The following is a 16,646-nucleotide window of genomic DNA, read 5'->3' as shown; positions in this document are numbered from 1 at the left end:
AGGTACTAAATCAGCTCAGGAGTCACCCAATCATGCTGGCCTTCTTAAACCAGGTGCGTAAGCCAACCCTGGACCTGCCGCTCGAAGCGCGGCGCAAAATGTGGTTCAAACCGTTCATGCAGTCGTATCTGGTGGTTTTCATCGGCTATCTGACCATGTACCTGATCCGCAAAAACTTTAACATCGCGCAGAACGACATGATCTCCACCTACGGGCTGAGCATGACGCAGCTGGGGATGATCGGTCTCGGATTCTCAATCACCTACGGCGTCGGTAAAACGCTGGTTTCTTACTACGCAGACGGTAAGAACACCAAGCAGTTTCTGCCGTTTATGCTGATTCTTTCGGCCATCTGTATGCTTGGCTTCAGCGCCAGCATGGGCGCGGGGTCGACCAGCCTGTTCCTGATGATCGCCTTCTACGCCCTGAGCGGCTTTTTCCAGAGCACCGGCGGCTCATGCAGCTATTCGACTATTACCAAGTGGACGCCTCGCCGTAAGCGCGGCACCTTCCTCGGCTTCTGGAATATTTCTCACAATCTCGGCGGCGCCGGCGCGGCGGGCGTAGCGCTGTTTGGCGCCAACTACCTGTTCGACGGCCACGTGATCGGGATGTTTATCTTCCCGTCGATTATCGCGCTGATCGTCGGTTTTATCGGCCTGCGCTTCGGCAGCGACTCCCCGGAATCCTACGGCCTCGGTAACGCCGAAGAGCTGTTTGGCGAAGAGATCAGCGAAGAGGATAAAGAGACGGAAGAGAACGCCATGACCAAATGGCAGATCTTCGTCGAGTACGTACTGAAGAACAAAGTCATCTGGCTGCTGTGCTTCTCCAACATCTTCCTGTACGTGGTGCGCATCGGTATCGACCAGTGGTCCACCGTTTACGCTTTCCAGGAGCTGAAGCTCTCCAAAGAGGTGGCGATTCAGGGCTTTACCCTGTTTGAAGTGGGCGCGCTGGTCGGCACGCTGCTGTGGGGCTGGCTGTCGGATCTGGCAAACGGTCGTCGCGCGCTGGTGGCCTGCATTGCGCTGGCGCTGATTATCGCCACCCTGGGGGTTTATCAGCACGCCAGTAACCAGTACGTTTATCTCGCCTCGCTGTTTGCGCTGGGCTTCCTGGTGTTTGGCCCGCAGCTGCTGATCGGCGTTGCCGCGGTAGGTTTCGTGCCGAAAAAGGCGATTGGCGCTGCCGACGGGATCAAGGGCACCTTCGCCTATCTGATCGGCGACAGCTTCGCCAAGCTCGGCCTCGGGATGATTGCCGACGGTACGCCGATTTTCGGCCTCACCGGCTGGGCGGGCACCTTTGCGGCGCTGGATGCGGCGGCGATTGGCTGCATCTGCCTGATGGCCATCGTCGCGGTGTTTGAGGAACGTAAAATCCGCCGTCAGAAAAAGACGCAAACGTTGCAGACTGCCTGAGTCATTGGGTGTGAGTCACGTTGCCCGGCCCCTGCGCCGGGCTTTTTTATGCCTCTTGCCGGGCGGTTTGATGATAGCGAGACGGTGTCGCGATAAGTCACATTCTGGTACGTCCGGCAGTCGACAGCGGGCAATTTCCCATTATGATAGTGGGGCTGCGATTGAATGAGAGGATGCATGATCTGGTTAGGACTGGCCACGCTGATAGTGGTATTTGTTGTGGGATTTCGGGTACTTACCTCTGATTCACGCCGTGCGATTCGCCGTCTGAGCGAACGGTTAGGCATTACGCCGGTACCGCTGGAATCGATGATCGATCAGCTGGGAAAAACCGCCGGCAACGAGTATCTGCGCTACCTGGAGCGGCCGAATGAAGCGCATTTGCAAAATGCCGCGCAGGTGCTGCTGATCTGGCAGGTCGCTATCGTCGACGGCAGCGAGCAGAACCTGCACTACTGGTATCGGTTGATGAAAAAGTCCCGCCTCGCGGCGCCGATTACCGAAGCGCAAATCCGCCTGGCACAAGGTTTTCTTCGCGAGCTGGAGCCGGAAGTGAGCGACCTGCACGCTTTGCAGGAGCGCTATAACGCGCTATTTTTACCGGAGGATGGCGTCCACTGGCTGCACTGATATCACTTCCCGGTGCGCTGTTGGCTTCGTTAAACGTCACGCCGACGGGGCCACCGGTGCATAAGTCATCGCAACAAAGCCATCATGCCAGTACCTCTAACCCATGTTTTTGCACGATGGTGAGTAATTTCAGTGCCAGCCCACCGGGGCGTTTTGCCCCGCTTTCCCATTTTTGGACTGTGGAAACGCTGGTGTTCAGATAGCGGGCAAAAACCGGCTGACTGACGTTGAGTTGGTCACGTAGAGCCTTAATTTCACCAGGTTGGAAATCGCTTACGCGGCTGATGCATGTTTCATCAAAGCTGCGCATTGTCTCCTGCGCGATCGCATCAACACTGTATAAACCTGCTGCAGCGCTATGGATAGCTTCAAAGGCGGGGCTTTTGAATTTAGTTTTTGCAGTCATGACAAATCTCCACCAATTCTTTTCTCTTAACCAATGCCGCCATTTTCTCCTCGCTGAGAAGGGAATAATGCCTGGCTAACTCACGGAACGCCGCGAGTTCTCGGTTATCGATATTGGCGATATCCTGTTTGGCGTATAAAAATGTGTAAAACCAATGCTCAGCGCCCTTTGCCAGAATAATTGCGCGATCGCGATTTTTATTGAGGCGTTTTTTGTAAACGCCGCCACCAAGGTTATCTGCTTTTCCCTGGAGAGTGGCTTCAATCGCTTTGCAGAGTTCGCCATCATCAATCGCATGGGCCCGGGCTTCCCTGGTAAACCATTTCGTTTTAAAAACACGCATTGGCTGACATCCTGTAACCATAAATATAGCACCAAGTGCTATGTTATTTCTTCCTCTTACTGTTCTGAAATACCTAAAAACGTGATTTTCCGGTTATGCGAGCAGCTACGCGGGTGCTTTGCAAGGTCTGAAAAGTTGTCAAAACGTTAAATTCGTCACATTTAAAATGTTACACTGCGCGGCTTCCCCGTGTTCAACCATGCAGGTAACTTATGACTCCTTCGAATGCCTCTACGCCACAGGCTCATCAGGCGGCGCGACCCAACTGGTCGGCGGTTTTTGCGGTGGCCTTCTGCGTGGCCTGCCTGATTACCGTTGAGTTCCTGCCGGTAAGCCTGCTCACACCGATGGCGCAGGATTTAGGCATCTCTGAAGGGGTTGCCGGACAGTCGGTCACCACCACGGCGTTCGTGGCGATGTTCGCCAGCCTGTTTATCACCTCGATCATCCGCAGTACCGATCGCCGCTACGTGGTGATTCTGTTTTCGGTTCTGCTGACCCTTTCCTGCCTGCTGGTCTCTTTTGCTAACAGCTTTGCGTTATTGCTGCTCGGCCGCGCCTGCCTCGGGCTGGCGCTGGGCGGCTTTTGGGCGATGTCGGCGTCGCTCACCATGCGGCTTGTGCCGATGCGCGTGGTGCCCAAAGCCCTGTCGGTTATTTTTGGCGCGGTATCGATAGCGCTGGTGATCGCCGCGCCGCTGGGCAGCTTCCTCGGTGGGATTATCGGCTGGCGTAACGTCTTTAACGGCGCCGCGGTGATGGGGGTGGTCTGTACGATTTGGGTGCTGAAGGCGCTGCCGTCTCTGCCGGGCGAGTCCACCTCGGCGCAGCAAAATATGTTCGGCCTGCTAAAGCGCCCCGGTGTGATGGCCGGGATGTGCGCCATTTTTATGGCCTTCGCCGGCCAGTTCGCCTTCTTTACCTATATTCGCCCGGTGTATATGACGCTGGCGGGCTTTGACGTTGACGGCCTGACGCTGGTGCTGTTGAGCTTCGGCATTGCCAGCTTCGTCGGCACCTCGCTCTCTTCGATGCTGCTCAAACGATCGGTGAAAGCGGCGCTGGCGGTTGCCCCGGTGGTGCTGGCCATCAGCGCGGCGGTGCTGGTGCTGTGGGGGGAGAGTAAAATCGTGGCGTCGACGGTTGCCGTTATCTGGGGCTTTGCCTTCGCGTTGATACCGGTTGGCTGGTCAACGTGGATCACCCGCTCCCTGTCCGATCAGGCGGAGAAAGCCGGGTCGATTCAGGTGGCGGTGATCCAGCTGGCCAACACCTGCGGCGCCGCGGTTGGCGGCGTGGCGCTGGATCACCTTGGTCTGCTCTCGCCGCTGGTCCTCTCCGGTACGTTGATGCTGCTGACCGGCCTGCTGGTGGCGACGAAAGTACGAGTGTAATGGGGCCGCAGTCAGGCGAATCGTCAATAAAACTACGGGCGTTCGCCCTGCGCCAGACGACGGTTGATGTCGGCAATCACGCCCGGCAAATCCGCCAGCGTATCCACCACATAGTGCGCCCCGGCGGCGTACAGCTTCCCGGCGGCGTGCTCGCGGCGGGCGGCGATCTCTTCGGCGCTCATCTGCTGATATTCCTCCCAGCTGGCGCCGAATTCGTTACCGGAAACCGCCAGACCCACGCTCCACATCCCGGCGTTTAATCCTTCGGTAATGCCGGGAGCGGAATCATCAACCTTGACGCAGTGGGCTACCGAGTCGATGCCGAGGACAATGACGTTCTGTAACGCCATCCACGGGCCTGGCCGCCCCCCGACGGCGAGGTCGTCCGTCGCCACCCAGTGGTCAGGCGCATAGCCCTGCGCGGCGGCGGCCGGCGCCAGCTTTTCCATCACCGGACGCGGATAGCCGGAACAGGAGCCAATTTTTATGCCTTCGGCGCGCAGCGCGGCAATGGTGCCGACAACCCCGGCTATCGGCGCAGAAAAATCGACAACTTTGGCAATCTGCAGCGGCATAAAAGCAGCATAGATCGCGTCGATATCGGCAGCGTTCATCGCCCGGCCAAACTTCGCCTGCCAGCGGGCGTCCACGGCGGGCAGTTTTCCCAGCGCTTCAATATGCTGCCATTTGCCGAGACCCATCGGCACCCTGGCTTCTTCGAGCGTAATCTCCACGGCAAAAGCCTGACGAAAGGCCTCAACGAAAATCTGCGTCGGCGCGAAGGAGCCAAAGTCGACGGTGGTGCCTGCCCAATCAAGAATAACGGCGTTAATACGGTTCATGACGGTTCCTTAGCATTGCCAGTACATGGCGTTTTTGATGGCCGCCAGCAGGGCGGTGATGTCGGCGTCGTACACTTCGCCGATGTTGCCGATACGGAAGCAGTCGCTTTGCGACACCTTGCCCGGATAGATCACGAAACCCTGCTCTTTAAGCCGCTGATAGAAATCCTTAAAGCGATACTGCGGCGTATCCGGGGAGTAAAACGCGGTGATGATCGGCGAGTGCAGGCTATCGTCGAGCAGCGGCTGAAAGCCTAGCGCACGCATTCCCGCCACCAGACGGCGCTGGTTCGTGCTGTAACGCTGATGACGTGCGCGCACGCCGCCTTCCTCCGCCAGCTCCTTCAGCGCCTGGGCAAAGGCCAGCACGGTATGGGTCGGCGAGGTGAAGCGCCACTTGCCGTGGTTATCCTCCATGCAGCGCCACTGGGCGTACAGATCCAGCGACAGCGAGCGCGAGCGGCCCTGGCAGTTTGCCAGTTCCGCCTCCCGGGCAATGACGAAGGCAAAGCCCGGCACACCCTGAATGCATTTGTTGGCGGAGCTTATCAGATAATCGATATTCAGGGCGGCGACGTCCATGGGAATGCCGCCGAAGCTGCTCATGGCATCGACGATGTAGCGTTTGTCGTACCGTTTCGCCAGCGCGGCGACCTCTTCGATCGGGTTGAGCATGCCGGTCGTGGTTTCGCTATGCACCATGGCGATATGGGTGATCGCCGGGTCGGTTTGCAGGATCCGTTCGATCGCCGCCGCGTCCGGCCGCGCCACTTCGCCGCAGTCGTAGGGATGGTGCGCAATGCACATCAGTTTCGCCATCTCGATCATGCGCGCGCCGTAGGCGCCGTTGCTGATAATCAGTACTTTTCCCTGCGCGCCGATCGCGCTACCGAGCACCGCTTCAACCGCGTAGCTGCCGCTGCCTTGCAGCAGCACTGAGGTGTAGCCGTTAGCGGGCGTCGCCAGTTCCACCAGCCGTTGGCGAATGACCTGAACGACGCCGAGATTGTAGTCGTCGTCCCAGGTACAGCTATCGAACAGCATCGCCTCTTTTACCGTACGGGAAGTGGTTAGCGGTCCGGGCGTCAGCAGCAGATAATTACGCGAAGTCATTGTTTTCACCATTTGGTCTATACCAGATGTTTTTTATAATGACGATCGTGCCCCGAAAAGGTCAAAGGGAAAGTAGCGCTGCAACAAAAAATTCATCTGGTTATGTATAATGAGCGCATCAAATTTGGCCGCGAGCGAACATGAAATCACCCTCTGGCGAGACGCCACAGTATCTGCTGATCAAGGCGCAGCTTCAGGCGCGTATTCAAAACGGCGCGTTGAAGAGCGGCGATAAGCTGCCGTCCGAGCGCGAGCTGTGCGCGCTGTTCAACACCACGCGTATTACGGTGCGTGAGAGCCTGGCGCAGCTTGAGTCCAGCGGCGTGATTTATCGCGCCGACCGCCGCGGCTGGTTTGTTACGCCGGAGCGCTTGTGGTTGGATCCGACGCAGAATACCAACTTCCACAAGCTGTGCCTGGAACAGGGACGAGAGCCGAAAACGGTGCTGCTCGACGGTCGTCTGGCCGCCGTTCCGCTGGACGTTATGGCGCCGCTGGCGCTGCAGCCGTTCGACCAGATCTACCTGCTCACCCGACTGCGCCATGCTGACGGGCGGGCAATCTGCTACTGTGAAAATCACTGCCTGCCGGCCAGGGTTCCGGAGCTGCTGCGCCATGATTTAAACGGCAGCCTGACCGAAATTTATCAGACCCACTATGACCTGATATATACCAGTATGCATCTGTCGTTCTGGCCCACCTCAATGCCGCCCCAGGCCGCGGAAGCCCTGGGGGTGATGGAAGGGCGGCCGGCGCTGCTCTTGCGCCGCCTCAACTACGATCAGCACGGGCGAATTCTCGATTACGATATCGAGTACTGGCGCCACGACAGCCTGCGTATTGAAGTCGATACCCATTGATTTTATTGGTCCTGCCCGAGCGTTTTCCCGGGTTGCGGCTGGCGCCTTACCCGGGCTACGGGTTCACCGCCGTCTGCGGACGGGTAGCCCGGACAGGCGCGTCAAGCGCCGCCTCCGGGATAAGCCTAGGTATTGAATGCGTGTGCGCCGGGCGTCCCGGTGGCGCTGCGCTGACCGGGCTACGGGTTTACCGCTGACTGCGGACGAGTAGCCCGGAAAGGCGCGTTAAGCGCCGCCTCCGGGAGGGAGTCTTCTGCTCCGGCGTCATCCTTTCGCCACACTTCATTCATCGTTTTGTCATAAACCCCGGGTAGCGTGAAAACAATCTGGTCTACACCAGAACGACTAACTACCCGATGAGGCATATACGATGAAACTCTCCCGACTTGCCCTGCTGTCCCTGTTCGCGCTGACCAGCTCTCCGGTCTGGGCAGATGGCATCGTCACGGTTTACTCCGCTGACGGCCTGCACGATGGTGATAACAGCTGGTACCAGCACCAGTTCGCCGCTTTCACCAAAGCAACGGGCATCAAGGTGCAGTACGTGGAAGGCGGTTCCGGGGCGATTGTTGAACGCCTGGCAAAAGAGCGCACCAACCCTCAGGCCGATGTGCTGGTGACGGTGCCGCCGTTTATCCAGCGTGCCGCGAAAGAACAGCTGTTGGCCGAATTTCAGCCGCAGGACAGCGCCCGGATCCCGGGCGTACACGACCGCTACTCGCCGCTGGTGAATAACTATCTGACCTTTATCTATAACAGTAAGCTGCTGAAAACCGCACCGGCCAGCTGGCAGGAGTTGCTCGATAGCCGCTTCAGGAACAAACTGCAGTACTCGACGCCGGGGCAGGCGGGTGACGGTACGGCGGTCATGCTACAGGCGTTTCACAGCATGGGGAGCAAAGAGGCGGGGTTCGATTATCTCGGTAAGCTCCAGGCCAATAACGTTGGTCCGTCTGCTTCCACCGGTAAGTTGACCGCGCTGGTCAATAAAGGCGAGCTGTACATCGCTAACGGCGATCTGCAAATGAACCTGTCGCAGATGGCGCGTAATCCGAATGTGCAAATCTTCTGGCCAGCGGACGCGCAAGGCGAACGCAGCGCGCTGGCGCTGCCCTATACCATCGGCCTGGTGCAGAACGGTCCGAACGGCGAAAACGGTAAAAAGCTGATTAACTTCCTGCTCGATAAGTCCGCTCAGTCCAGCGTCAGCGCGCTCTCCTGGGGCCTGCCGGTGCGCAGCGACGTGATGCCGGAAGACGCTAACTTTAAAGCGGCGAAAGCGGCGCTTGACGGCGTGAAAAGCTGGGAACCCAACTGGGACGACGTTGCGGTTTCGCTGTCGGCGGATATTGCCCGCTGGCATAAAGTGACGGACAGCGAGTAAGCGTGATGTTAATGAAAACGACCGTTGCCCCCACCCCGTCGCTGGCGGGGACGTCCGGAATTACTCTCGACGCGCTGCGCGTTTCTTATCACGGCAACGTGGTGCTGAAGCCGCTGACATTAACCATTGAACCCGGAGAGGTGCTGGCGCTGATTGGCCCTTCGGGCTCCGGGAAAACCACGGTGCTGCGGGCGATAGCCGGTTTTGTGCAGCCTGCCGGTGGTCGAATTTTGCTTGGCGACACGGATATCACCCACCTGCCGCCGTATCAACGCGGCCTTGGTATGGTGGTTCAAAACTACGCCCTGTTTCCGCACATGAAGGTAGAAGATAACGTCGCCTTCGGCCTGCGGGCGCAGAAGCAGCCCAAAGCGCAGATCGCTGAACGGGTTCAGGAAGCCCTGAAAATCGTCGGCATGGCGGATTACGCCAGCCGCTATCCGCACCAGCTTTCCGGCGGCCAGCAGCAGCGCGTCGCAATTGCCCGCGCCATCGCCGTGCGTCCGCGGGTATTGCTGCTTGATGAGCCGCTCTCGGCGCTGGATGCGCAAATCCGTCACAACATGGTGGAGGAAATTGCCCGTCTGCACCGCGAACTGCCGGAGCTGACCATTCTCTACGTCACCCACGATCAGACAGAAGCCCTGACCCTGGCGGACAAGATTGGCATCATGAAAGACGGCTCGCTCATTGCCCACGGCGAAACCCATCAGCTTTACCACTATCCGCCTAATCGTTTTAGCGCTGAGTTTCTCGGGCGTGCCAATATCCTGCAGGCGACAGCGCTGACAGATACCGCGGGACCTGGCCTGGTCAGCGTCAGCTGCGGCGGCGGATTGATCGCCGCGTTCAGCCGCGGCGGCCAGCATGGCAACAATAAGCTGCTGTGTATTCGCCCGCAGCATATGAGTCTCGAGCCGCGATCGGCCACCAGCAACCGGCTGAACGCCATCCTGACCTCCGTGCACTGGCAGGGCGATTTGACCCATCTGCTATGCGACGTGGCGGGGGAGGCGGTGCGTATCGTGATGACCCACGTGAATCCGCTGCCGCGTGCGGGCGACAGGCTGGCGCTCTATTTTGAACCCAACGATGCGGTCCTGATTGAGGTGTCATAATGTCGCAGATCTTAACGCTCCCGCGCCGCTCTGTTCATCTGCGGCCCTTACTGTGGCTGCTGCCGCCGCTGCTGGTGCTGGCGACCCTGTTTTTCTACCCGCTGCTGCTCATCGGCGAACAGGCGCTGCGCGATACCGAGGGCCACCTGGGCCTTGAAACCTTCTGGCAGGTGGTGGAGTCCCGGCGCTTTCTCAGCGCATTGCTCAATACCTTGCAAATCGCGGTTATCGCGACATCAGGCTGCCTGCTGCTCGGCAGCGTGCTGGCGCTGATTCTGGTGTTTATCCCGTTTCCCGGTAGCCAGCTGATTAGCCGGATAATTGATACCTTTATTGCGCTGCCGACCTTTCTCATCACCCTGGCTTTCACCTTTATTTACGGCTCCGCCGGTCTGCTGAACGGGACGCTGATGTCGCTATTTGCTTTTGAACTGCCGCCGGTGGATTTTCTCTATTCGATTCAGGGGGTCATACTGGCGGAAATGACCGTCTTCACCCCTCTGGTGATGCGCCCGCTGATGGCCGGGCTGCGGCAGATTGATAAAAGCCAGCTTGAAGCGGCGAGCATCCTCGGCGCGCATCCGCTGCGGGTCATCGGCCAGGTGATTTTTCCGGCGGTGCTGCCGGCGCTAATGGCGGGCGGCAGCCTGTGTCTGCTGTTGACCACCAACGAGTTCGGCATCGTGCTGTTTATCGGCGCCAAAGGGGTAAATACTCTACCGATGATGGTCTACAGCAAGGCTATTCTCGAGTCGGACTACAGCGTCGCCTGCATGATTGCGCTGATTAATATTCTGCTGTCGCTGGGGCTGTTTATGCTCTATCGGCTGGCCGCCGCGCGTACCGGCGTGAGGAGCTAACGATGTTGATTTGGTCGCGTAAAGGCCGTACGGCGGCGGGAGCGCTGGCGGTGACGCTGTTTGCCGGGTTTTTCTTCCTGCCGCTGGCGGTGATTTTGATGTCCAGCCTGAGCCAGCAGTGGAACGGCCTGCTGCCGTCCGGCTTCACCCTCGGACACTTTGTTAACGCGTTTCGCGGCGCCGCGTGGGATGCGCTCTTTTCCAGCCTGATGGTCGGGTTTTGCGCCAGCCTGTTCGCTCTGCTGTGCGGCATGTGGGCTGCGCTGTCCCTGCGGCAGTACGGTGCGAAGCTGCAAAAATACCTTGGGCTGATGTTCTATCTGCCAAGCGCCATCCCATCCGTTTCTGTGGGTCTTGGCATTCTGGTGGCCTTCAGCCAGGGACCGCTGCAGATGAACGGCACCTTTTGGATCGTTCTGGCGGCGCACTTCGTGCTGATTTCCGCGTTTACCTTCAGCAACGTTTCCACCGGTCTGGCGCGGATTTCCGCTGATATTGAAAACGTCGCCTCCAGCCTCGGGGCATCGCCGTGGTATCGTCTGCGCCACGTCACGCTGCCGCTGATGACGCCGTGGATGATTTCGGCACTGGCGTTAAGCCTGTCGCTGTCGATGGGGGAGCTGGGCGCGACGGTGATGATCTACCCGCCGGGCTGGACAACGCTGCCGGTGACGATTTTCAGCCTGACCGATCGCGGCAATATTGCCGATGGTTCGGCGCTGACCATCGTGCTGGTGGGCGTCACGTTGCTGCTGATGATTAAGCTTGAACGCATCGCTCGCCGGATGAGCCAGAGGTAATCTCCGGTTACTTTTGCAAATCACCTAAGCCAGCGGTAGCCCGGGTAAGGCGTTACGCCGCAACCCGGGGAATGCGCCGGGATGAATATATCGATGCGGCTTCTTCCCGGCTCGCGCTGCGCTTAGCCGGGCTACAGTGCGGTAGCCCGGATCGGGCTCTGGCACCGCGACCCTGGGCGATTTCACTCTCTTAGAACCACGCCTCAAACATGCCGCCGACGTTCAGCGAATCCAGCTGCTCGTCTTTGGTGCCGTTAACCTTCGCGGTGCGCTTGTTATCCACCTGGCCGCCGGTCACGTAGAAGCGCAGCATCGGGCGGAACTCCGGCCCCATACCGATGGCGATGTTCTGCGACAGCGTCAGCTTCCAGCCGTGGTTATCGCCGCCCTGGTCGTAATCGACGCGCTGGTAGCCCGCTTCCAGCCAGGTGGAGTGCACATCGTTCCAGAAGTACATCGGACGGACAATGGCGCCGTAGTTTTTACGGTTATCGGTGTTGTCCTTGCCGTTGTCATAGTCGTGGAAGGCCAGCAGATATTCGATCTGCGCCTGCCGGGTAAATTTATGCAGCCCTTCAAAGCTGGCGTAAATCGCGGTCAGGTCATCGGTTTTGTTGTAGACGCTGTTATCCGAGTTATCGGAGTAGCGCAGGATCACTTTATTGACGCCGCTGTCGTTGGTGTGGCTCAGCACCAGCCCGCCCTGCCAGGCGTCGAGACGTTCGTCGCTGTCCACCGCTTTCGAATCGAAACCGTAGTTGGCGTACACCTCAACGTCGATCGGCCCGGCCTTGATGTTGTGGGTTTTGGTGGTCAGGGCGTAGTGGCCGTTATCGCCGGTACCGGAGCCGCCGGTACAGGTGATGCGCGACGGGTTGGCCTCATCGGCCATCACTTCCGGGCTACAGGACTCCACCTGCGACACTCCCGCCACGTCAAACTGCACGCCGCCGATATCAAAGTTCTTCACCCCGGCGCCCTGGCCGTCGTGGTTCATCCAGAAGTAGTCGTTGATCCCCTGTTGCGGGCGCTGATGGAAGTCGCGGCCGGCCCAGATATAGGCGTTGGGGTTAGACTCCAGCACGTTGGTGACGCCGACGTAGGCTTTTTTCAGGTTAACTTCATCGCTCCAGTGGTCAAACATGACGTTGATATCCCAGATAGCGCCTTTACTGCTCTTGAAGGCTTTGGTTATCTGGAATTCGCCGCCGTTGCCTTCGTTGCCTAAACGGCCGATCGCCGAAGCGCCGTTATAGGAGCCATCCACGCCGACAAACTTCTGATCGCCGGTCTGGAACTGCGCGCCGTAGCGGGCGTAGCCGCTGAACTTCAGGCCGAAGGGGATCGCCATATCCGGCGTGGCCGCGGTGGTCTGCGGGTTGGTGATAACATCCACTTTTTTATCAGCCGCGGCGTCGATTTTCGCCTGGCGTTCGGCCAGGGCTTTATCGACGGCTTTCGCCACAATGGCGTCGATCTGTTCTTGAGTAAATTCTTGTGCGAATACGGAAATTGGGCACAGCGCGGCGACGACCGCCATGGTTAATGGCAGCATTTTTACAGTTTTCATCATTATCTCGCTTTTAATAAATTATATATATCCTAAATAGTTCGAGTTGCAGGAAGGCGGCAAGGGAGTGAATCCCGATGAGCTTACTTTGGTAAGTGATTCGGGTAAGCGAGCGCAGCCAACGTACATGCAGCTTGAAATATGACGGATATATTTAGATAATAGCTATCCCGCCAGGATAAGCTGGTATATTTAGTTCGGGTACAGTTGCTAAATATTGATATAAATTAACGCTGGTATAAATGAATTAACTCTTCCGAAAATTCACGGGCGAGCAGTGAATTCATTAAGTGATCCTGAGCATGGACCATAATTAACGTCATCGGCTGGCGCGCTTCGCCAGCGTCCTGCTCGATAAGCCGGGTCTGCATCTGGTGCGCCCGGCGGGCGTAGCCATCGGCTTCATTCAGAAGCAAGCGCGCTTCATCTATATTACCGTTGCGGGCGCAATGGAGCGCTTCAAAACATAATGAGCGTGACTGGCCCGCATTAACGATAATTTCCATTACCGCATCTTCTAATTCAATCATGATAGATCCTGAGGTCATTAACTTTATTCTTTAAATAATGCAGTGAAAGTCCCTTTTCCACATTATTTATGCCGTCATTTTAAATATAATATTAAATATAGAGATTAATTATTGGCTGACCGTTTCGGCAACCGGCACTGCGGCTTTTGCTTTTTCAACTTCAGTTTTCATTAACGAGCGTTCATAGGCGCGCAGGAAGGGCAGGTAGATTACCGCCGACATCACCATGCAAATTAAACACATCACCACCGGGCTTAGCGTCCAGTTTGCAGCCCATGATGCGCCGATAGGCGCCGGCGTCGTCCACGGCGTCAGCGAAACGACCTGGCTGAGCCAGCCGAGGCGCGTCGCCCCGTAAGCCAGAACGGCGTTAATCATCGGCACAAAGACGAACGGGATAAACATCATCGGGTTCATGATAATCGGCGCGCCGAACAGAATCGGTTCATTGATATTAAAGAAGCTCGGTACGATACCCATTTTGCCAATGGTGCGCAGGTGGGTGACGCGGCTACGCAGCAGCAGGAACGCCAGCGGAAGCGTGGAGCCGACGCCGCCAATCAGCAGGTAGTGGTCCCAGAAACCCTGCAGATAGACATGCGGCAGAGCCGCACCGGCCGCCAGCGCTGCCTGGTTCGCCGACAGGTTGGCCATCCAGAAGGGGTTCATAATGCCGGTCACGATCAGCGAGCCGTGGATCCCGGCGAACCAGAAGATCTGGCACATCAGGACGGAAAGCAGGATCGCCGGCAGGGAGTCAGAGGCGGAAACCAGAGGCTCCAGCAGATGCATAATCGCCTGCGGCAGGATCATACCGGTCTGCGCTTCGATAAACAGATTCAGCGGATGCAGGGTCGCGATCACCACCAGCACCGGGATAAGGATTTCAAACGAACGCGCAACGCCGGTCGGCACTTCTTTCGGCAGGCGAATCGTAATGTTGTTCTGCTTTAGCCAGGCGTAAACGCGAGTGGAATAGATGGCGGTGATCAAGGCGGTAAAAATACCCTGACCAGAGAGGTACTGGGTGGAGATTTTGCCATCGGCGTACGGCGCGGCAACCAGTAAGAAAGCCATAAACGCCAGCAGACCGGACATCACCGGGTCGAGCTGGAACTGGCGTCCCAGGCTGGCGCCGATCCCCACCGAAATAAAGAACGTCATCACGCCCATGCTGAGGTTAAACGGCAGCATCAGCTGTTCGCGATACTGCTGGGAGAAATCCAGCCAGCCGCGGGCGAAACCGTTAGTGGTATCCGGGGAAAAAGGCGGAAAGATAAATACCAGCATGAATGAGCCGATGATCATAAACGGCAATGCGGCAGTGAAACCATCGCGAATCGCGATAACGTATTTCTGCTGCCCAAGGCGTCCTGCCAGCGGGGTAATTGATTGCTCGATCGCGGCAATCATGGACTGATACAGAGAACTCATTTGCACACCTCTTAATGCGCTTCAATCAGCGACAGGGCATAATCCAGGACGTTGTCTCCCCGCTGCATTCCGTAATCCATGGCGTTAATCGGCTGGACCGGAATATTCAGGGGAGCGGCTTTCTCAGCTAAGTTTTTCAGCATGTATTTCACCTGTGGTCCAAGAAGCACCACCTGGTATTGCGGAAACTGCATGTCAAATTCGGAAACTCCGTAGGCGTCAATCTGCACCGGCAGGTTACGTTCCTTCGCGGCATCAACCATCTTTCTGACCAACAGGCTGGTGGACATTCCGGCAGAGCAGCACAGCATAATCTTGTACATCGACGATCGTCCTCAAAATGTAAAAAGTTATTGCGTGGATGATTTGATATCAGACGGAAACCGGTTTCCATTTATAAAAAACAGAACTGTGATAACCGTCAAGATCTGTCAGTCAAAGGACGTGTTAATTAGATTTGGCTCACAAATTTTCCTGGTTTTTGCTACGATTTTCCATGAAACGGAAAATCGGTTTCCAAATAAAAAGGGAAACGGATATACTGCCGCTGGTTATTATTGAAGCGATTCAGGTTTAAGGATTTACAGGGATCGGACTGGCCCTGTCAGGGGAAAATAATGTCTACAATCAACGATGTATCACGGTTAGCTGGGGTATCTAAAGCCACAGTCTCTCGGGTGTTGAGTGGTTCGCGCGGCGTAAAGGAAGCCAGCCGACAGGCGGTATTGCAGGCGGCGGAAGCGCTTAACTACCGGCCGAATATGATCGCGCAATCTTTGCTGAGTCAGACCACCGGCTGCATCGGCGTCATTTGCGCCCAGGACAACATTAATCAAACCACCAGCTATCTCTACGCGCTGGAAAAACAGCTCAGCCAGCACCAGATGCATCTGCTACTGCGTTTTGCCAACAGCCGCGGCAGAGTGCTCCATTCGCTGGAAGAGTTGACCTGCGGCCTCTGCGATAATGTGTTAATCATCGGCGCGCGGTTTCCGCTCAATATCGACCGGCCCGACGTAGTGCTGATTGACTGCCTGGAAAGCGACGCAACGAATAGCATTCAGTTTGACCACGCCTTTGCGGCGGAAACGGCCTGCAACTATCTGATAAGCCAGGGGCGGCGGCAGATCGCGCTGATTCATCCTCAGGCTAACGGCTTTGCTGACCAGGTTCTGCTGGGCTACAAGCACGCGCTGGAAAAGAATTTTCTGCCGTTCAATCGCAACCTGGTTTTTCTCGACAGCCATTCGCCGTCCGTGGCGGTTCAGGAGCTGGTGAACAACGCAACCACCCTGAATTTTAATGCGTTATTGGTTGCCAACGAGCAGCAGGCGCAGCTGGTGGTGCCGCAGCTCCAGGCGTTTAATCGCGCGGTGCCGGAAAAAGTCATGGTGTTCAGCCTGGCGGGCTCGTTACAGCTGCCCGGTATTCCGACGATTCCGGCGATTGAATATTCCATGGACGCGATGGCCAGCCAGATAGTCAACTGGCTGACCGAGAAGACGCAAATGCTCGCTAGCAGCCCGCTGCGCGGAGATTTGATCATTCCGAACCGCTAATGGTGACGCCTCCGCGCCCGGTGCTAGGGCGTTGGGCACTGAATGCCGCTAATGGCCTTCTGATAAGCGGCGCTGTTGTTTTTATCCAGCGCCCGCGTCGCGCTTTGTACGGCGGTCTTATTTTCCGCTGATTCCAGCACGCGGTTAGCAAACTGCGTATCATCCAGCGCGCTGCTGGCAGGGCAATTTTTCCTCACATCCTTCACTATCTGCTGCTTTTGCTGTTCAAACTTCAGCCCGGAGAGCGGTGCAGCTGTCGCCACGCTGGAGAACATCAGACTGGCTGCCAGCGAAAGCGCAAAACTCATTCTCTTCATTACGGATATCCTTATTTTTATTAAAGGGTTCCTCTAACTATAGACGCATTCCTGAACCAACA

At 57.1% G+C, this 16,646-nt stretch carries 18 protein-coding genes; 9 read left to right on the top strand and 9 right to left on the bottom strand.

The genetic code is table 11. The annotated features are described in order from the left end of the window. Positions 1–32 precede the first annotated feature (32 nt). The gene (gene uhpT / locus CDA56_RS00925) at positions 33–1,424 is read left to right on the top strand and encodes a hexose-6-phosphate:phosphate antiporter (RefSeq protein WP_004107098.1); all 1,392 of its coding nucleotides are present in this window, start codon (positions 33–35) and stop codon (positions 1,422–1,424) included. 177 nt (positions 1,425–1,601) lie between these two features. Beyond that, positions 1,602–2,054 (top strand): DUF1198 domain-containing protein, encoded by a 453-nt coding sequence (locus CDA56_RS00920; protein ID WP_009653860.1) that lies wholly within the window; start codon positions 1,602–1,604, stop codon positions 2,052–2,054. An 82-nt stretch (positions 2,055–2,136) separates the two neighbouring features. On the opposite strand, the gene CDA56_RS00915 is transcribed toward CDA56_RS00920, so the two are convergent. Both CDA56_RS00915 and CDA56_RS00910 read right to left on the bottom strand, forming a co-directional pair. Beyond that, entirely contained in the window at positions 2,137–2,460 is a 324-nt protein-coding gene (locus CDA56_RS00915) for a helix-turn-helix domain-containing protein (RefSeq protein ID WP_004126838.1), read from the bottom strand. Continuing rightward, positions 2,444–2,803 carry a type II toxin-antitoxin system RelE/ParE family toxin gene (locus tag CDA56_RS00910; protein WP_025107572.1) on the bottom strand — a complete coding sequence of 120 codons (360 nt, stop codon included), beginning with the start codon at positions 2,801–2,803 and terminating at the stop codon, positions 2,444–2,446. The genes CDA56_RS00915 and CDA56_RS00910 overlap by 17 nt, the downstream gene beginning before the upstream one ends. A gap of 212 nt (positions 2,804–3,015) precedes the next feature. On the opposite strand from CDA56_RS00910, the gene nepI reads away from it, so the two are divergent. After that, complete coding sequence (gene nepI / locus CDA56_RS00905; protein WP_014227312.1) at positions 3,016–4,197, top strand: purine ribonucleoside efflux pump NepI; 1,182 nt, start codon at positions 3,016–3,018, stop codon at positions 4,195–4,197. Between the two features lie 32 nt (positions 4,198–4,229). Here nepI and phnX read toward each other — a convergent pair whose 3' ends face one another. Both phnX and phnW read right to left on the bottom strand, forming a co-directional pair. Continuing rightward, a complete protein-coding gene (gene phnX / locus CDA56_RS00900) occupies positions 4,230–5,039 on the bottom strand; it encodes a phosphonoacetaldehyde hydrolase (protein ID WP_103814429.1) in 810 nt (269 codons plus the stop codon). A gap of 9 nt (positions 5,040–5,048) precedes the next feature. Further along, positions 5,049–6,152 (bottom strand): 2-aminoethylphosphonate--pyruvate transaminase, encoded by a 1,104-nt coding sequence (gene phnW, locus CDA56_RS00895; RefSeq protein ID WP_103814431.1) that lies wholly within the window; start codon positions 6,150–6,152, stop codon positions 5,049–5,051. Positions 6,153–6,292: 140 nt separating this feature from the next. Here phnW and phnR point away from each other — a divergent pair, with 140 nt between their 5' ends. The 5 genes from phnR to phnV all read left to right on the top strand — a co-directional run bounded on the left by phnR (position 6,293) and on the right by phnV (position 11,174). Further along, positions 6,293–7,012 (top strand): phosphonate utilization transcriptional regulator PhnR, encoded by a 720-nt coding sequence (gene phnR / locus CDA56_RS00890; protein ID WP_009653851.1) that lies wholly within the window; start codon positions 6,293–6,295, stop codon positions 7,010–7,012. Between the two features lie 370 nt (positions 7,013–7,382). Next, positions 7,383–8,396, top strand: a complete 1,014-nt coding sequence (phnS, locus tag CDA56_RS00880) for a 2-aminoethylphosphonate ABC transporter substrate-binding protein (protein ID WP_103814433.1) — start codon at positions 7,383–7,385, stop codon at positions 8,394–8,396. A gap of 5 nt (positions 8,397–8,401) precedes the next feature. Continuing rightward, positions 8,402–9,514: a 2-aminoethylphosphonate ABC transport system ATP-binding subunit PhnT gene (gene phnT / locus CDA56_RS00875; protein ID WP_103814435.1), complete on the top strand. Its 1,113-nt coding sequence runs from the start codon at positions 8,402–8,404 to the stop codon at positions 9,512–9,514. Continuing rightward, the gene (phnU, locus tag CDA56_RS00870) at positions 9,514–10,374 is read left to right on the top strand and encodes a 2-aminoethylphosphonate ABC transporter permease subunit (RefSeq protein WP_004855607.1); all 861 of its coding nucleotides are present in this window, start codon (positions 9,514–9,516) and stop codon (positions 10,372–10,374) included. The genes phnT and phnU overlap by 1 nt, the downstream gene beginning before the upstream one ends. Positions 10,375–10,376: 2 nt before the next feature. Continuing rightward, positions 10,377–11,174, top strand: coding sequence for a 2-aminoethylphosphonate ABC transport system, membrane component PhnV (gene phnV / locus CDA56_RS00865; RefSeq protein ID WP_025107577.1), 798 nt, complete (start codon positions 10,377–10,379; stop codon positions 11,172–11,174). Positions 11,175–11,364: 190 nt separating this feature from the next. On the opposite strand, the gene CDA56_RS00860 is transcribed toward phnV, so the two are convergent. From CDA56_RS00860 to CDA56_RS00845, 4 genes are all read right to left on the bottom strand, one after another. Then, a complete protein-coding gene (locus CDA56_RS00860) occupies positions 11,365–12,744 on the bottom strand; it encodes a carbohydrate porin (protein WP_004855601.1) in 1,380 nt (459 codons plus the stop codon). A 227-nt stretch (positions 12,745–12,971) separates the two neighbouring features. Beyond that, positions 12,972–13,274 carry a PTS lactose/cellobiose transporter subunit IIA gene (locus tag CDA56_RS00855; protein ID WP_004855598.1) on the bottom strand — a complete coding sequence of 101 codons (303 nt, stop codon included), beginning with the start codon at positions 13,272–13,274 and terminating at the stop codon, positions 12,972–12,974. 108 nt (positions 13,275–13,382) lie between these two features. After that, positions 13,383–14,708 carry a PTS sugar transporter subunit IIC gene (locus tag CDA56_RS00850; protein WP_014227305.1) on the bottom strand — a complete coding sequence of 442 codons (1,326 nt, stop codon included), beginning with the start codon at positions 14,706–14,708 and terminating at the stop codon, positions 13,383–13,385. Between the two features lie 11 nt (positions 14,709–14,719). Next, on the bottom strand, positions 14,720–15,031 hold the full coding sequence (locus tag CDA56_RS00845; RefSeq protein WP_014227304.1) for a PTS sugar transporter subunit IIB: 312 nt from the start codon (positions 15,029–15,031) through the stop codon (positions 14,720–14,722). Positions 15,032–15,325: 294 nt separating this feature from the next. On the opposite strand from CDA56_RS00845, the gene CDA56_RS00840 reads away from it, so the two are divergent. Next, positions 15,326–16,267, top strand: coding sequence for a LacI family DNA-binding transcriptional regulator (locus tag CDA56_RS00840; protein WP_025107585.1), 942 nt, complete (start codon positions 15,326–15,328; stop codon positions 16,265–16,267). Between the two features lie 23 nt (positions 16,268–16,290). Here CDA56_RS00840 and CDA56_RS00835 read toward each other — a convergent pair whose 3' ends face one another. Beyond that, entirely contained in the window at positions 16,291–16,584 is a 294-nt protein-coding gene (locus CDA56_RS00835; protein ID WP_014227302.1) for a YicS family protein, read from the bottom strand. Positions 16,585–16,646: the final 62 nt, after the last annotated feature.

The sequence above is a fragment of the Klebsiella michiganensis genome (genome assembly GCF_002925905.1).
Taxonomy (GTDB): Bacteria; Pseudomonadota; Gammaproteobacteria; order Enterobacterales; family Enterobacteriaceae; genus Klebsiella; species Klebsiella michiganensis.
The sequence above is the reverse complement of the archived record's forward strand: the minus strand, read 5'-3'. Positions and strand labels throughout refer to the sequence as shown.

What these genes read in the sequence shown, in the direction of transcription:
- uhpT (WP_004107098.1), top strand. Translation starts at nt 33, where the DNA reads ATGCTGGCCTTCTTAAACCAGGTGCGTAAGCCAACCCTGGACCTGCCG.
- CDA56_RS00920 (WP_009653860.1), top strand. Translation starts at nt 1,602, where the DNA reads ATGATCTGGTTAGGACTGGCCACGCTGATAGTGGTATTTGTTGTGGGA.
- CDA56_RS00915 (WP_004126838.1), bottom strand. Translation starts at nt 2,460, where the DNA reads ATGACTGCAAAAACTAAATTCAAAAGCCCCGCCTTTGAAGCTATCCAT.
- CDA56_RS00910 (WP_025107572.1), bottom strand. Translation starts at nt 2,803, where the DNA reads ATGCGTGTTTTTAAAACGAAATGGTTTACCAGGGAAGCCCGGGCCCAT.
- nepI (WP_014227312.1), top strand. Translation starts at nt 3,016, where the DNA reads ATGACTCCTTCGAATGCCTCTACGCCACAGGCTCATCAGGCGGCGCGA.
- phnX (WP_103814429.1), bottom strand. Translation starts at nt 5,039, where the DNA reads ATGAACCGTATTAACGCCGTTATTCTTGATTGGGCAGGCACCACCGTC.
- phnW (WP_103814431.1), bottom strand. Translation starts at nt 6,152, where the DNA reads ATGACTTCGCGTAATTATCTGCTGCTGACGCCCGGACCGCTAACCACT.
- phnR (WP_009653851.1), top strand. Translation starts at nt 6,293, where the DNA reads ATGAAATCACCCTCTGGCGAGACGCCACAGTATCTGCTGATCAAGGCG.
- phnS (WP_103814433.1), top strand. Translation starts at nt 7,383, where the DNA reads ATGAAACTCTCCCGACTTGCCCTGCTGTCCCTGTTCGCGCTGACCAGC.
- phnT (WP_103814435.1), top strand. Translation starts at nt 8,402, where the DNA reads ATGTTAATGAAAACGACCGTTGCCCCCACCCCGTCGCTGGCGGGGACG.
- phnU (WP_004855607.1), top strand. Translation starts at nt 9,514, where the DNA reads ATGTCGCAGATCTTAACGCTCCCGCGCCGCTCTGTTCATCTGCGGCCC.
- phnV (WP_025107577.1), top strand. Translation starts at nt 10,377, where the DNA reads ATGTTGATTTGGTCGCGTAAAGGCCGTACGGCGGCGGGAGCGCTGGCG.
- CDA56_RS00860 (WP_004855601.1), bottom strand. Translation starts at nt 12,744, where the DNA reads ATGAAAACTGTAAAAATGCTGCCATTAACCATGGCGGTCGTCGCCGCG.
- CDA56_RS00855 (WP_004855598.1), bottom strand. Translation starts at nt 13,274, where the DNA reads ATGATTGAATTAGAAGATGCGGTAATGGAAATTATCGTTAATGCGGGC.
- CDA56_RS00850 (WP_014227305.1), bottom strand. Translation starts at nt 14,708, where the DNA reads ATGAGTTCTCTGTATCAGTCCATGATTGCCGCGATCGAGCAATCAATT.
- CDA56_RS00845 (WP_014227304.1), bottom strand. Translation starts at nt 15,031, where the DNA reads ATGTACAAGATTATGCTGTGCTGCTCTGCCGGAATGTCCACCAGCCTG.
- CDA56_RS00840 (WP_025107585.1), top strand. Translation starts at nt 15,326, where the DNA reads ATGTCTACAATCAACGATGTATCACGGTTAGCTGGGGTATCTAAAGCC.
- CDA56_RS00835 (WP_014227302.1), bottom strand. Translation starts at nt 16,584, where the DNA reads ATGAAGAGAATGAGTTTTGCGCTTTCGCTGGCAGCCAGTCTGATGTTC.